Below are 15,299 nucleotides of genomic sequence, written 5' to 3'. Positions count from 1 at the left end.
TGCAGTTGCGGCTTCCGGCTCGACTTTCCGGGTCGACGCGGCGACGGCCACAGCCTAGCGGCGCACCAGTGTCCGCAGGAGTTTCAGCGCCACGGAGATCGAGGCGATATCCACCTGGCCCGGTTTGGTCACTTCCGCGAAGGTGTCCTTGATCCGTGCCAGCTGCTCCTGGTGCCCGCGTTCCCAGGCCACGATGCGCTCCACGGCATCGGATGTGCCGGCGTCGGTGGCATTCAGGCCCTGGGTTGTCGCCATGACCGAGACGGTCATGTCGGCTACGGCGGAATACACATCGTCGCGCAGGGCTGCCCGCGCGAGAGACTCCCAGCGGCTCTGCCGGGGCAGGTCGGTGATGCTGAGCAGCAGGTTCGCGGCGCCAATGCGCTGGAACACCGCGTAGTACAGGTCAGCAATAGTGGGGATGGGTTCGCGCACCTGTTCGGAGATCAGGGAGATGTCCAGCAACCCGAAACTCTCCAACAGGTCCGAGGCGCGCAGGCCCAGCTCCCGGGGCATCCCCACGGCGGCCCAGTGCGCGAGTCTGTCTTCCGCGCGGTCCAGGTCGGAGCCGCGGAGGTAGTCCAATGTTTGGGTCCGCAGCAGTTCCAGGGCGGGCATGATCCTGTCCAAGGCCGCGGCCACGGGCTGGTCGCGATGGTCGTGCGTCACGTACCATCGCGTGGCCCGGTCGAGGATCCGGCGCATGTGCAGCGTCGCCTCGGCGACGTGTTCGGTGGGATATCCGGCGGGGAGTGCGGCCAGCCGGGTGACGATCCACGGCAGGTCGTAGGCCTCGCGCGCCACCACAAAGGCCCTGGCAACAGCGGCGGCGGTGGCAGTGGTTTCCTCGATGGCACGGAAGGCGAAGGTGATTCCGCCGAGATTGATCATGTCGTTGGCCACCACTGTGCACACGATCTGGCGGCGCAGCGGGTGGTCCGCCAGCTCTGCTTCAAAGCGTTCGGACAGCTGGCGTGGAAAATAGCCGCGGAGCACGCGCCGGAACCACGGGTCATCGGCAAGGTCACTGGCGTTGAGCTCCGCTGCCAGTTCGATCTTTGCGTAGGCGGCCAGCACCGACAGTTCCGGCGCGGTCAGCCCCTCACCTGACCGCAGCCGTTCCCTGAGTTGTTCGTTGCTTGGCAGGCCCTCCAGCTTGCGGTCAAGGTCCGTGGCGTTCTCGAGCCAGTCCATGGTCCGTTCGAAGCCCGGGCTCCATTCCCGCACCAGGTGCCGGTCGTTGAAGAGCAGGACATTCTGGTCCGCGTTATTGGCCAGCACAAGGCGGGCCACCTCGTCGGTGAGGGAATGCAGGAAGCCGGCGCGTTCCGGCGACGGCATCTTTCCTGCCGCGATCATCCGGTCCACGAAGATCTTGATGTTTACTTCATGATCCGAGCAGTCCACGCCGGCTGAATTATCGATGGCGTCGGTATTGAGCAGGACGCCGGACAGGGCGGCCTCGATCCGCCCGAGCTGCGTGATTCCGAGGTTCCCGCCCTCGGCGATGATCTTCGCCCGCACTTCATTGCCGTTGACCCTGACGGGGTCGTTCGCCTTGTCGCCAACCCCGGTGTTGGCCTCTGATGACGCCTTGATGTAAGTTCCGATGCCGCCGTTGTACAGCAGGTCCACGGGCGCCCGGAGGATGGCCTGAAGCAGAGCGTGTGGCGGCAGGGACACGGTTCCCGGTTCCAGGCCCAGAGAGCTCCTGACCTGGTCCGTGATGCTGATGGACTTGGCCCGGCGGGAGTGGACACCACCACCCTCGCTGATCAGTGCTGGATCGTAGTCCGCCCAAGATGAGCGCGGGAGGGCAAAGAGCCGCCGCCGTTCCTCGAACGAGGCCCCCGCGTCCGGCGCCGGGTCAAGAAAGATGTGGCGGTGATCGAAAGCCGCCACCAGCCGGATGTGCCGGGAGAGGAGCATCCCGTTCCCAAAGACGTCGCCGCCCATATCGCCGATGCCGGCAACTGTGAAGTCCTCCACCTGGCAGTCCATTCCGAGTTCGCGGAAATGCTGTTTCACCGATTCCCAGGCCCCGCGGGCCGTGATGCCCATCTGCTTATGGTCATAGCCCACGGTCCCGCCGGACGCGAAGGCATCGCCCAGCCAGAAGCCGTACTCCGCGGCCACCGCGTTCGCAGCGTCGGAAAATGACGCTGTTCCCTTGTCCGCCGCCACCACGAGGTAATAGTCGTCGACGTCGTGCCGCACCAGTCGCGCCGGAGGCACCACTGTTTCGCCGTGGGCGGTGGTGACCAGGTTGTCGGTGATGTCCAGCAGCCCGCGGACGAAGGTCCGGTAGCATTCCAGGCCCTCCGTCAGCCAGGCGTCGCGGTCTATGGCCGGGTCCGGCAACTGTTTGGGATAGAAGCCGCCCTTGGCGCCGGTTGGCACTATCACCGAGTTCTTCACGTTCTGCGCCTTGACCAGGCCAAGGACCTCGGTGCGGAAATCCTCGCTCCGGTCGGACCAGCGCAGCCCGCCCCTGGCCAGTGCCCCGAAGCGCAGGTGGACGCCTTCCACGCGGGGCGAGTACACCCAGATTTCGTATTTGGGACGGGGAAGCGGGGCACCCGCGATCGCGGAAGGGTTCAGTTTGAAACTCAGGTGGGGCTTCGCCTGGAAGTAGTTAGTGCGGAGCGTGGATTCCACCAGGTTCATGAAGGTGCGCAGCAGCCGGTCGGCGTCGAGGACGGGAATGTCGTCGATCGCCGCCAGCAGATCCCTCCGGGCCGCGTCGGTGTCCCCGAACCGGCGTGCCGCCTCCAGCTCGGGATCGAACTTGGCCCTGAACAGTGCCAGGAGCGCGTGGGTTGCCCGGACATTGACCAGCAGGGTATCGGCCATGAAGCCGTAGGAGGTCGTTGTGCCCAATTGCTGCAGGTACTTGGCATAGCTGCGCAGGATTGCCGCCTGGCGCCATTCGATGCCCTCCCGGAGGACGAGGCCGTCAAAGCGGTCCGATTCTGAGTCCCCACGCATGGCAGCTCCGAAGGCATCCCCCAGCAGCCCGCTGGTGCGGGACGGATCCACGCCGGCCGGGTAGCGGACGCCAAGGTCATAGAGGAACAAGGCCCGGTCCCTCCCGCGCACCACATCGAAGGGCCGTTGGTTCAGCACCTCCAGTCCGAGGTTGTGGAAGAACGGCAGGATCCGCGTCAGGCTGTGGGCGGTGGTCAGGTAAAGCCGGATCCGGGCGTCTTCGGCCAGCGTCGGGGAGGCATCGGTGCGGACATAAACGGCCAGCTGAGGATCGTTCAGCGGTCGCCCGCCCGTGCCGTCGAGATCGAACCGCTCAAACGTAGTGATGTCCTCGACCGCGTCCTCGACCTCGAAATCAGCCCGGTAGCTGGCCGGGAAGGCGGCGGACCACAGCGCCGACAACCGGCTGGCCTCCGCCGACGGCAACCTGTCCCGGAGTGCTTCGTCCAGGCCCTGGGCCCAGGTCCGCGTTGCGCTGACAATGCTCCGCTCCACTTCAGCGGGATCGACGTCGGGCATCCCGCCGGCGGGCAACAGTATCCGGAAGAACACGCGGGCCATCGGGGATTCGCTAAGCCTGACTTCGAACTCGAGCGAGGAGGACCCGAAAGCCTGTTTAAGCTCGTGTTCAATCCGGAGGCGGACGGCCGTGCTGTACCTGGCCCGGGGGAGGAACACCAGCGCGGTCATGAAGCGCCCGTAGCTGTCAGCGCGCAGGAACACCCGTGTCTGGTGGTGGGCCTGCAGGCGCAGAATCTCCCGGGCAAGCCCGGAAAGGTCATCCAGGTCCCGGTGGAACAGCTCGTCCAGGGGGAAGGACTCGAGGACGGTGAGGAGCTGCTTGCCAGGGTGGGAGGCCTCGGTGAAGCCGAAGCGCTCCTGGATGGCGCGTACCTTGTCCCGGATGAGCGGGATGCGCCGCACGGACCGGCCCGTGGCGCCCGGGGCGAAAAGGCCCACAAACCTGACTTCTCCCGTGGCCTTCCCGGCGCTACCGAAGGTCCGGACGAGGATTTCATCCAAGTAAGCCGGACGGGGGACGGATGATCTCAGATCCGAAATGGAGATGGTGAGGACCTGCGAATGAGGTAGCCCCGTAACAGGCTGGCGGGCCTCCGGCCGCCCGTCCCTGAGCAGGCCCAGCCCCGCGCCGGGCAGCAACGACGCAACATCCGGGCCCTCCGCCGTCGAGTATTCATATTCGCTGTATCCCAGAAACATGAAGTTGCCGCGGTCCAGCCAGCCCAGGAGCTCACCGAGCTGCTCCGGAGTCGGAACCGTGCCGGCGGGCAGCAGGTCCAGGGAGTTGATGGTGCGGGCGAGACGGGCGTGGATGGCTGGGGTGTCATCAGCGACCAACTGGACGTCCGCCAGGACACGCCGCACGTTGGCGGTGAGCTCCGCGATGGCCCGTGTCCCCGGCAGGCGGCCTATCTCTGCCGCCACCCACGTTTCGGATCTCCACCCCGGCGGGTCCTGGACTGTGCCGGTCGCCGCGGCGCCCGGGACACCAGCAATTCGGCCCGTCGGTCCGGACTGCGAGGACCCATGCCGTACTTCCACCAGCCGATCAGTCCGGGGATCCCGCCGCACCAGAAAATTGGGATGCACCAGTAACCGAATGGACTCGTTTTGGCGGGCCAGCTCCGCAGTAAGCGAATGGATCAGGTGCGGGATGGCGTCGGCAACCACCAGCAGGACGCTGGCGTCGCTTTCGTTCAGGATGTCGACGGCCGCCGTGCCTGCCGGACGGCCGTCCGCCAGTTCCGCGTGGTACCTGGCGCGCTGCTCCAGGTTTTCGGGACTGTAGCCCTGGAGGTCCTCCGGCGCAGCGTGCTCGTAGTACGCCGCGAGGAACTGTTCATCGAAGCCGGGGAAAACGCGGCCGGGCGCATGCCCCCGGTGTACCGATTTGCGTGACATGCCCCTGCGCCTCCACTGCGCGGGCTCAACCGCATGCAGCGGCCGACCATCCTGTCCCCACGCCTGTTTTCATCATCGCCGCGTTCCCGTGAGCAGTCCAGACCCGGTACGCCCCGCCGGGACGGCCTGTACGCCCGCTGGGGACGGACCGGCACTCCTACGCCGGATGGCCGGTGGGATCCTCCGCCGTCGGATCCGCCAGTGCCAGTCCGCCCACGGGACTGTCGTCCCAGTGGATGAGTTCCCAGCCGTTGGCGGGATCGCCTTCCAGCGCCACGATTCCGGTGTTGTCCAGCACGTGCCTGATGGCAAAGTCCGGTTCGATGTTGTCCGCCCGCAGGCCGGCCCACACCCGGATGGCTGCGCCGTGGCTGACCACGGCCACGGATCCTGAGCCCCCCGCCCCGTTTGTCCGTCCCGCTATTTTGGCGATCGCGGCGTCGTAGCGCTCAAAGAAGTCCCGGCCGCTTGGACCGGCAGGCATCCGGCGGTCCAGCTCGCCGTCCGCCCACGAAAAAATGGTGCCGATGTACCGCTTGTGCGATTCGTGGTCCGTGCGCTTTTCCAGCGACCCGGCCTCGATCTCGTGAAGGCCCTCCAGCACCTCGGTTTCCAGCCCGTGCACCCGGGCGAGCGGTGCCGCTGTGATCTGCGTCCGCACCAGGGTGGAGGCGTACAGGGCAAGGATCCGCTCATTCGCCAAGGCGCGGGACAACGTCTCGGCCTGACGCTGGCCGAGTTCGGTCAGCCCGGGACCCGGGTGCGCCGTGTCCAGCTGGCCCAGCACATTGCCGGGCGTCTGGCCGTGCCGGATGAGCAGAAGCCTCATTTGAGGTGGTCCACCAGCTGGTCCGCGATGCCCGTGTACTTGCCCGGGGTCAGCGCCAGCAGGCGGGCTTCAGCGTCGGCGGACAGGCCGAGGCTCTGGACGAATTCCTGCATCCGGGCGGCATCCACACGCTGTCCGCGGGTCAGGTCCTTGAGCCGCTCGTACGGGTTTTCCATGCCGTCGACGCCGGCGATGGCCTCGGCGCGCATGACCATCTGGATGGCCTCGCCGAGGACTTCCCAGTTGGTGTCAAGGTCCGCGGCCAGCACGTCCTCGGCAACCTTGAGCCGGTCCAGGCCCTTGGCAACGTTCGAGATGGCGAGCAGCGAGTGGCCGAACGCCACACCGATGTTGCGCTGCGAGGAGGAGTCGGTGAGATCCCGCTGCCAGCGGGAGGTGACCAGGGTGGAGCCGAGGACGTCCAGCAGGCCGGAGGAGATCTCAAGGTTGGCCTCGGCGTTTTCGAAACGGATCGGGTTCACTTTGTGCGGCATGGTTGAGGAGCCCGTGGCGCCTGCCACCGGGATCTGCACGAAGTACCCGATCGAGATGTAGCTCCAGATGTCGGTGCAGACGTTGTGCAGGATGCGGTTGAAACGCGCGACGTCGGCATAAAGTTCGGCCTGCCAGTCGTGGCTTTCGATCTGGGTGGTCAGCGGGTTCCAGGTCAGGCCCAGGCCTTCGACGAAGCCCTTGGCGACCTGCTCCCAGTCGGCGCCCGGGACGGAGGCGACGTGGGCGGCGTAGGTGCCGGTGGCGCCGTTGATCTTGCCGAGGTATTCGGTGCGGGCGATCCGGTCAAGCTGCCGGTTGAGTCGGTGCGCGATGACGGCCAGTTCCTTGCCCAGCGTGGTGGGCGTGGCGGGCTGGCCGTGGGTGCGGGAGAGCATCGGCACGGCGCGGTTGTCCCCGGCCATGGCGCTGATCTGGGCGACGAGGGCGCGGGCCGCAGGCAGCCACACATCCTCCACGGCCCCCTTGATGCCCAGGGCGTAGGAGAGGTTGTTGATGTCTTCCGAGGTGCAGCCGAAGTGCACCATGGCGGTCAGCCGGTCGATTCCGATGCCGGGCAGGCGGCGGCCGATGTAGTACTCCACGGCCTTGACGTCGTGGACCGTAACGGCCTCAATCTCGGCCAGTTCGGTGACGGAGGCGGCGTCGAACTCGGTGACGATCGCACGCAGTTGCTCCTGTTGTTCCGCCGTGAGCGGCCCGGCGCCGGGCAGGACGCTGTTGCCGGTCAGGTGGATCAGCCACTCGACCTCAACGGCCACGCGGTCGCGGTTCAGGGCGGCCTCGGAAAGGTAGTCGACCAGCGGTGCGACGGCGGACTGGTAGCGGCCATCCAGCGGGCCGAGCGCGATCTGGTGGTCGGACGCGGCGAGGGCCAGGCGTCCGGACGGCGTGCGGGTATCAGCTGTGGCGGCAGTTTCAGGCATATGGCGATTCTTTCACGAAGTGCCGCCGGGCCTTAAGCGCCCCCGTCCTTGTGACATTGCCGGATGACATGGCCGGCTGGCAGTGCCTGGCGGTCCGGGACGTTGTCCACATAGCCGTGCGGCTCTCTTCACGGGCGCGGGCCGCCCCGCTAGCGTCGGTTCATGGGCAGCTGGATGAGGCAGGGCACTGGGATGAGGCCGGGGTGAGGCCGGTCAACAGCGGGATGCCACCGGGACCTGGGGGCAGTGTGGCGGTGCAGGACATGGCGGTGCAGGACATGGCGGTGCAGGACATGGCGGTTCTTGGCGTGACGGCCGCCGACGCCCTCGAGTGCGCTTCGCGCAGTTATGAAGTCCAGCAGTTCGCTGCGCGCGTTGCGCGGTGCGCCGATGAGGCTGATGCGGTGCTCTCCGCCCTCGCCCGCCTTGAGCTGCAGTCGTGGCAGTCACCGGCCGGCCGCGCCTACCGTGTGGCCTTGTCCCTGCACGCGGCCGCGCTGCACCGGAGCCGGGACGCGCTGCTCGATGCTGTTGCCGTGGTGCTCCGGCACGCCCGGAACGTGGCGCAGCCCGCGGACCGGATGGGACCCTGATGGCCGAATCGAGTCCGGCGGGCTCCGGCGGCAGCCCCGGGGTTTCCGCGCCGCCGCGCGACGGCAGCCTGCTCATCCGGGGCGGAATCGGCGGGGTGAGCTTCCAGTTCGAGGAGCTGCTGGCGGGTGCCGCGGCACTGGACGGGCTGGTCCGGCAGCTGCAAATGGTTGAGGTGGAGACCGACACCGTCCGGCGCGCACTCTTTCCCTATCAGTCCGACTCCTACACCAGCGGCAGCAACGCCATCATCGCTGTGGGGGAGGCCGGCCGGGACGTCGGACGCGTCCGGTCCCAGCTTCAGCGGATCGGCGACGACGTCCGCGCCAGTCACCGCGAATATGAATATGCCGAAGCCCGGAATGCCCTGCTGCTGCGGATGGGACTGCACGGCTCCGAGTACGGCGCAGCACCGGAGCCCTTCGCCCTGCCCGGGGTGCGCGGCACTGTTGAAGGCTGGGTCGCCATGGCGCCCCGGAATCTCGCCGTGCTGCTTGGCCTGCCCTGGCCCCTGGCCGCCGTAGCCAGCGCCCTGGCCGGGCCCACTGACATCCGCCGCCTGGTGCGGGACGCCTCGGAAGCGCCGGGGCTCGTGTTTCTCAAGCCCCGCCCCGTCAGCATCGTGGGCCGGGAGAGGTTTACGGCCGACGTCGACCTCTCACCGGCCGGGCTGCTGCGGCGGGCCGGGGCAGTGGGAGAGCAAGGCGGCCGGATCGAGGTTATCGAGGTGGACGGCGGATCTCGGCCCGCGTGGGTGGTGATCATCCCCGGAACCCAGCAGGGCGCCCTGCCGGAAGGAATCAACCCCTTCGACCCCGCCGGAATCGCCGAGGCCCTGGGCTATGACTCGGCGTCGACGGCGCAGGCCATCAGGGAGGCGCTGCGGCAGGCCGGGGCCGAGGCCGGCGATCAGCTCGTGGCCGTCGGCTACAGCCAGGGCGGGATCCACGCGATGAATCTCAGCAAGGACCGCGCTGTCCTGGCCGAGTATGACCTCAAGTTCGTGCTGACCGCGGGCTCCCCGGTGGGCGGGATCAGCCCCGCGCCGGGGATCCGCAGCCTGCACCTGGAACATGAGCAGGACTGGGTGCCGGGGGCGGACGGACTGGCGAACCCGGACACCAGGGACCGGGTGACCGTGACCCTCACCAACCCGCTGGCGGTGCCGCCACCACAGGACTTCGGCCTGGGTCCCGGGCACCGGCTGGAGAATTACGCCGACGGGGCCGCGCTCGTCTCCGCGAGCCGGGACAACACCCTGCAGGACTCCACGGCCGCCCTGGCCGCAGTGGTGGGGACCGGCGGGGCGGCGACGGTGACCCGGTTCTCGCTCCGGCGCGAGGCCCGGCCGGCACCGCGGGCAACCCCCGCAACCCCTCCGGGACCGCAGCGCAGCCCGGGCGCCCCTAGCGATCGAGGGCGGGAAGGAAGCTCGCCACGAGGGACACCAGGCTGATGATGATGGCGGCAAACACGGCGGTCCAGAAGAACGAGTCGATGGTGAAGTGCACAGTGGTGTAGCTGCTGATCCAGGACGTCAGGTAGAGCATCGCCGCGTTGATGACCACGGTGAACAGGCCCAGGGTGAGGATAGTGATCGGCAGCGACAGGAGGCTGACGATTGGCTTGACGAAGGCATTGACCAGGCCGAAGATCAGGCCGATGAACAGGTAGCCCAAGATGATGCTGATGGTGCCGTCACTCTGGGTGGAAATATCCAGCCCGGTGAGGATCCAGCAGGCGATTGCAAGGGCCAGCCCGTTGATGATGACTCGTACGATGATTGAGCGCATGGCCCCATGCTGTCATATGCCCGGCGGCGACGGCAGGGACCATATTCCCCATGTCCGCAACGGCTATCCCCTACGGACAGCAATCAGCTCCCGCAACTGCGGCAGCGACCCGAAGTAGGCTAGTTGGCATGACTTCATCAGAGAATCCGGCCGGGGGCATCAGGCCCCGTCCGGTGGTAGACCTCCTCCCCCGCTACGCGGCAGGAAAACCCCCCGTCCCCGTGGAAGGCCTGACCAGCTACAAGCTGTCCTCCAACGAGAACCCGTTGCCCCCGATCCCTGCAGTGCAGCAGGCCATTGCGGCGCAGACCGATTTCAACCGCTACCCCGATCCGCTCAGCAGCAGGCTGCGTGAAGCGCTCGCCCGCTTCCTGGATGTGCCCGCCGAGGACATCGTCACGGGCGCCGGCAGCCTGGGCGCCCTGAACCAGCTGCTGACCACCTTCGCCGGCCAGAACGACGACGGCAAGGCCGACGAGGTCATCTACGCCTGGCGCTCGTTCGAGGCCTACCCAATCTGCGTCGGACTGGCCGGCGCCGAGAGCGTCCGGATCCCGCTGACATCCGACGGGCGGCATGACCTGGACGCCATGGCCGCCGCGGTGACTGCGCGGACCCGGATGATCCTGCTGTGCACGCCCAACAACCCCACCGGACCGATCCTGACGGCCGAGGAAACGGAGCGCTTCATCCACGCCGTTCCGGCCGACGTCGTGGTGGTCATTGACGAGGCCTACCAGGAATTCGTGCGCGCCGGCGACGCCGTGGACGGCATCGCCATGTACCGCAAGTACCCCAACGTCGTCGTCCTGCGGACCTTCTCAAAAGCGCACGGCCTCGCCGGACTCCGCGTGGGCTACAGCGTCTCCCGGCCCGAACTGACGCAGCACCTGCGCGTCAGTGCTACCCCCTTCGCCGTGTCCCAGATCGCGGAAACGGCGGCCGTCACGTCGCTCGAGCACTTCGCCGATGTTGTAGAAAGGGTACAAAGCCTGGTGGACGAACGGGACCGGGTCACGGCGGGACTGCGTGAGCTCGGGTGGTTCGTCCCGGAGGCCCAGGGCAACTTTGTCTGGCTCAATCTGGGCGAAAACAGCGCGGAATTTGCCGCCCTCGCGGCGGAACGGGCGCTGTCCGTACGGGCCTTCGGCAACGAGGGTGTCAGGGTAAGCATCGGCGAAACGGAAGCCAACACCCGTTTCCTGGAGCTCTGTGCGATCTATACAAAACCGCCTCGGCGTTCCTAGCGCTTAACACTGCGCGCTCAGGCCGCCCCGTGCGGATAAAGTAAGGACCAGTAAGCCAAAATATATGCCGGACCTGGAATGTATTCCTGGTACGGCATATATCCCAGCGATTGCGGCGCATTCGGATGCGGCAAGCAAGGAGACGGTATGGGCGCCACACATCTGCCCTCTACCGAGTTCGACGGAACCGGGATGGATGACCAGCTCGAAGCGGAGGCCGAGGCCCAACTAGGTGCCCCGGCCGAGCCGATGGTGCAGTTGCTGGACCCGGACGGCACCCTGGGCTCGGACCCGGTTTTCTCAAAATACGCCGAGAAGCTGGACCCGGACACCCTGCGCGGCTTCTACGCGGATATGGCCAAGATCCGCCGCTTCGACGTGGAAGCCACCGCTTTGCAGCGGCAGGGCCAGCTGGCCCTGTGGGTCCCGCTCACCGGGCAGGAAGCCGCCCAGATCGGCTCCGGACGGGCCAGCCAGCCGCAGGACTACATCTTCCCCACCTACCGCGAGCACGGCGTGGCCCTGACGCGGAACGTGGACCTGGCCGAGCTGCTGCGCCAGTTCCGGGGCGTCTCCAACGGCGGCTGGAACCCTAAGGACACGAACTTCCACCTCTACACGCTGGTCCTGGCCGCCCAGACCCCGCACGCCGTCGGGTACGCCATGGGCATCCAGCGGGACCAGAAACTGGCGGCCGCCAACGCCGTCGCCAGCGTGGAAGCGGGACAGGCCGTGGAGCCGAACGCCGCTGTCATGGTGTACTTCGGCGACGGCGCCAGCTCCGAAGGGGACGTCCATGAATCCATGGTGTTCGCCGCTTCCTACCAGGCGCCCGTGGTCTTCTTCTGCCAGAACAACCACTGGGCCATCTCCGTGCCAAGCTCCGTGCAGACCCGCATCCCGCTCGCCAACCGCGCCAAAGGCTACGGCTTCCCCGGCATCAGGGTGGACGGCAATGACGTGATCGCCGTCCACGCCGTCACGGAATGGGCGCTGGAGCGGGCCCGCGAGGGCCATGGTCCTGTACTCATCGAGGCGTTCACCTACCGGGTCGGGGCGCACACCACGGCCGATGACCCCACCAAATACCGCGAATCCGCCGAAGAAAGCCTGTGGCGTGCCAAGGACCCGCTGGCGCGGCTGGAGAAGTATCTCCGGGCCCAGGGCCTCGCGGATGACAGCTTCTTCGAGCAGGTCAAGGCCGACGGCGACGAGCTCGCCGCCTATGTCCGCAAGACCACCCACGACCTCGAAACCCCGGACATCCGGACCGCCTTCGCCAACACCTATGTGGAGGCCCACCCACTGGTAGCCGAGGAACTGGCCTGGTTCGAGGAATACAGCGCGGGGTTCGCCGATGAGGCGTCCGCCGATGAGGCACATGCAGTCCAGACAGACAGGGCGGCCCGCTGATGACCACCATGACCATTGCGAAAGCCATCAATGAGGGCCTGCGGGCCACGTTGAACAACAACCCCCGCTCGCTGCTGATGGGCGAGGACATCGGGGCCCTTGGCGGCGTCTACCGCGTCACCGACGGGCTGATCGCCGAATTCGGCGCCGACCGCGTGGTGGATACCCCGCTGGCCGAATCCGGCATTATCGGCACCGCGATCGGCCTCTCCCTGCGCGGCTACCAGCCGGTCTGCGAGATCCAGTTCGACGGTTTCGTGTTCCCGGGGTTCAACCAGATCACCACCCAGCTGGCCAAGATGCACTCGCGCAGCAACGGCAACCTGACCGTTCCCGTCGTCATCCGGATCCCGTATGGCGGCGGCATCGGCTCCATTGAACACCACTCCGAATCGCCGGAGGCACTGTTCGCCCACACCGCCGGGCTGCGCATCATCACCCCCTCCAATCCGCACGATGCCTACTGGATGATCCAGCAGGCCGTCGACTGCCAGGATCCCGTCATCGTCTTCGAGCCCAAGCGCCGCTACTGGCTCAAGGGTGAGGTCGACACCGAGACCCCGGGCGCGTCCGCCGACCCCTTCAAGGCGCATGTGCTCCGCGAGGGCACCGACGCGACCGTCGTCGTCTACGGCCCGCTGGTGCCCGTGGCCCTCGCCGCCGCCGAGGCCGCCGCCGAGGACGGCCACAGCGTCGAGGTGATCGATCTCCGTTCGATCTCGCCGATCGACTTCGACACCATCACGGCCTCGGTCCGGAAAACCGGCCGGCTGGTCGTGGCCCATGAGGCCCCGACGTTCGGCGGCATCGGCGGCGAAATCGCCGCGCGGATCAGCGAGCGGGCGTTCCATTCACTGGAGGCCCCCGTCATCCGCGTCGGGGGATTCCACATGCCCTATCCCGTGGCCAAGGTCGAAGAAGACTACCTGCCGGACATCGACCGCATCCTTGAGGCGCTGGACCGCGCCCTGGCGTACTGACGAGGACCCATGACGCTCAACAAGTTCAACCTTCCCGACGTCGGCGAAGGGCTGACGGAGGCCGAAATCGTCGCCTGGAAAGTCAAGGCCGGCGATACCGTGGCCGTCAACGACGTCCTGTGCGAGATCGAGACGGCCAAATCCCTGGTGGAACTGCCCTCACCGTTCGCCGGAACCGTCACGGAACTGCTGGTGCCCGAGGGAGTCACGGTGGATGTCGGCACGCCGATCATCAGCGTGAGCGACGCTGTCGACGCCCCGGCGCCTGCCGCCGCGGCACCCGCCCCGGCGCCTGCCGCCGCGGCACCCGCCCCGGCGCCTGTGGCACAGGAGCAGGCTGCCGGCCAGGAACAGGCTTCCGCCGCGCCCATGTACGGCACGCTTCCGGCTGATGACTCCGACGCCGGCGGACCAGCCGGGCGTCCGGCCGGCGGTCCGCTGGTGGGCTCCGGTCCCAAGGCAGACGCCGTCAAGCGCCGGCGGCGGATTTCCGCCCCTGCGGCCGCCGGCCACGAAGCCCCGTCCGCGGCGCCAGCCACCGGCGCTGCCGCCCCGATGGTGGAGCGGGCGGGGGTGGAGGCCCACGACATATGGATCAACCCGGACGCGGCCAGCAGTCCTGCCGACGCGGCCACAGGCCCCGCCGGCTCCGTTGAGGCGCGCCCCACCTTCGGCGGTGCCATCAGCGGCCTGGTCGGCAAGGTGCTGGCCAAGCCGCCGGTCCGCAAGATCGCCCGGGACCTCGGGATCAACCTGGCCGACGTCGTGCCTACCGGCGCCCGCGGTGAAGTGACCCGCGAGGACCTCGTGAGCTACCAGGCCCAGCGGGACGCCGAGGTGGACAAGGCGGACTCGTTCTGGGGCAAGTCCGGCCGCCCGCAGGACCAGCGGATCGAGCGGATCCCGGTCAAGGGAGTCCGCAAAGCCACCGCGAAGGCCATGGTCGAATCCGCGTTTGCCGCGCCGCACGTCAGCATCTTTGTCGACGTCGATGCCAGCCGCACCATGGAATTCGTCAAGCGCCTCAAGGCCTCCCGCGACTTCGAAGGCATCAAGGTCTCCCCGCTGCTGATCCTGGCCAAGGCGGTCATTTGGGCCGCGGCGCGAAACCCGAGTGTCAACGCAACGTGGGTGGACAACCCGGACGGCAGCGATTCCGCGGAGATCCACGTCAAGCACTTCATGAACCTGGGCATCGCCGCCGCCACGCCCCGCGGGCTGATGGTGCCGAACATCAAGAACGCCCAGGACCTCTCGCTCAAGCAGTTGGCCCTTGCCCTGAACGAGCTCGCCACGACGGCGCGGGCCGGCAAGACCCAGCCTGCCCAGATGCGCGGCGGCACGCTCACCGTGACCAACATCGGCGCCCTCGGGATCGACACCGGAACGCCGATCATCAACCCGGGCGAGGTCGCGATCGTGGCGTTCGGCACCATCAAGCAAAAGCCCTGGGTCCTGGACGGCGAAGTTATTCCGCGCTGGATCACCACCCTCGGCGGCTCCTTCGACCACCGCGTGGTGGACGGCGACCTTTCGGCCCGCTTCATGGCCGATGTCGCCGCCATCCTGGAAGAGCCGGCCTTGCTGCTGGACTAGCCGGCGAAACCGGCCATGAAACCGCAGAACCCCGCCGCTGAACCTTTTCAGCGGCGGGGTTTGTCAGTGTTGGGGTTTCTCAGCGTTGCGGTTTCTCAGTGGCGGGCAGCCTGGCCCGGGCCGCTCAGTTTCCCGAGTATGCGGTCAGGATCTGGACCAGCGCGGGATCGCCGCTCATGCCGGCGAGGGCGACCGAGGCGGCAAACATCAGGCCCGCGAGCCCCGCGCAGCACGCGCTGATTCCCGTCAGGAACTTCCAGTCCTCCCGCAACACGCTGCGCACGGTGTCGGGCATGCGCAGTCCCGGGGCAATCAGGTTGGGTGCGCTGTCCGTCGATCCGTCGTCCAGGAATGCGACAACGCGACCGGCGCCGCGGTCCACGCGCATGGCGCTGATGTGGTTGCCGTGCCGGGCCAGCAGGATGTCGTGGCCAACCAGCTGGCGCCGCTGAAGAGTGATCATGGGGCTCCCTTGGTAGGTGGGTTCTCGGACGTCCGCA

At 67.5% G+C, this 15,299-nt stretch carries 11 protein-coding genes; 6 read left to right on the top strand and 5 right to left on the bottom strand.

The window, feature by feature from the left end; all coding sequences use genetic code 11:
• Positions 1-54: 54 nt before the first annotated feature.
• The 3 genes from AC1DRO_RS16355 to purB form a co-directional block, all read right to left on the bottom strand.
• On the bottom strand, positions 55-4,911 hold the full coding sequence (locus AC1DRO_RS16355) for an NAD-glutamate dehydrogenase (protein ID WP_476951634.1): 4,857 nt from the start codon (positions 4,909-4,911) through the stop codon (positions 55-57).
• 157 nt (positions 4,912-5,068) lie between these two features.
• On the bottom strand, positions 5,069-5,740 hold the full coding sequence (locus AC1DRO_RS16350) for a histidine phosphatase family protein (RefSeq protein ID WP_476951633.1): 672 nt from the start codon (positions 5,738-5,740) through the stop codon (positions 5,069-5,071).
• Positions 5,737-7,179: an adenylosuccinate lyase gene (gene purB / locus AC1DRO_RS16345; RefSeq protein ID WP_476951632.1), complete on the bottom strand. Its 1,443-nt coding sequence runs from the start codon at positions 7,177-7,179 to the stop codon at positions 5,737-5,739. Before purB ends, AC1DRO_RS16350 begins: the two co-directional genes overlap by 4 nt.
• Before the next feature lie 263 nt (positions 7,180-7,442).
• Between purB and AC1DRO_RS16340 the strand changes: the two genes are divergently transcribed.
• Both AC1DRO_RS16340 and AC1DRO_RS16335 read left to right on the top strand, forming a co-directional pair.
• The gene (locus AC1DRO_RS16340; protein ID WP_476951631.1) at positions 7,443-7,772 is read left to right on the top strand and encodes a hypothetical protein; all 330 of its coding nucleotides are present in this window, start codon (positions 7,443-7,445) and stop codon (positions 7,770-7,772) included.
• A complete protein-coding gene (locus AC1DRO_RS16335) occupies positions 7,772-9,226 on the top strand; it encodes a hypothetical protein (protein ID WP_476951630.1) in 1,455 nt (484 codons plus the stop codon). The genes AC1DRO_RS16340 and AC1DRO_RS16335 overlap by 1 nt, the downstream gene beginning before the upstream one ends.
• Here AC1DRO_RS16335 and AC1DRO_RS16330 read toward each other — a convergent pair.
• Positions 9,177-9,563 (bottom strand): phage holin family protein, encoded by a 387-nt coding sequence (locus tag AC1DRO_RS16330; RefSeq protein WP_028277592.1) that lies wholly within the window; start codon positions 9,561-9,563, stop codon positions 9,177-9,179. The genes AC1DRO_RS16335 and AC1DRO_RS16330 overlap by 50 nt on opposite strands.
• A 128-nt stretch (positions 9,564-9,691) precedes the next feature.
• Between AC1DRO_RS16330 and AC1DRO_RS16325 the strand changes: the two genes are divergently transcribed.
• From AC1DRO_RS16325 to AC1DRO_RS16310, 4 genes are all read left to right on the top strand, one after another.
• Complete coding sequence (locus tag AC1DRO_RS16325) at positions 9,692-10,810, top strand: histidinol-phosphate transaminase (protein ID WP_223914937.1); 1,119 nt, start codon at positions 9,692-9,694, stop codon at positions 10,808-10,810.
• Between the two features lie 147 nt (positions 10,811-10,957).
• Positions 10,958-12,223 carry a pyruvate dehydrogenase (acetyl-transferring) E1 component subunit alpha gene (pdhA, locus tag AC1DRO_RS16320; protein ID WP_476951629.1) on the top strand — a complete coding sequence of 422 codons (1,266 nt, stop codon included), beginning with the start codon at positions 10,958-10,960 and terminating at the stop codon, positions 12,221-12,223.
• The gene (locus tag AC1DRO_RS16315; RefSeq protein WP_476951628.1) at positions 12,223-13,203 is read left to right on the top strand and encodes an alpha-ketoacid dehydrogenase subunit beta; all 981 of its coding nucleotides are present in this window, start codon (positions 12,223-12,225) and stop codon (positions 13,201-13,203) included. The genes pdhA and AC1DRO_RS16315 overlap by 1 nt, the downstream gene beginning before the upstream one ends.
• A gap of 9 nt (positions 13,204-13,212) precedes the next feature.
• Positions 13,213-14,799, top strand: coding sequence for a dihydrolipoamide acetyltransferase family protein (locus AC1DRO_RS16310; RefSeq protein ID WP_476951627.1), 1,587 nt, complete (start codon positions 13,213-13,215; stop codon positions 14,797-14,799).
• 124 nt (positions 14,800-14,923) lie between these two features.
• Here the strand turns inward: AC1DRO_RS16310 and AC1DRO_RS16305 are convergent, their stop codons facing one another.
• Positions 14,924-15,262: a hypothetical protein gene (locus AC1DRO_RS16305; protein WP_028277587.1), complete on the bottom strand. Its 339-nt coding sequence runs from the start codon at positions 15,260-15,262 to the stop codon at positions 14,924-14,926.
• Positions 15,263-15,299: the final 37 nt, after the last annotated feature.

The sequence above is a fragment of the Arthrobacter sp. P4_F11 genome, from assembly GCF_056401395.1.
Note: the sequence above shows the minus strand (reverse complement) of the source record. Positions and strands in the feature narration are given on the sequence as shown.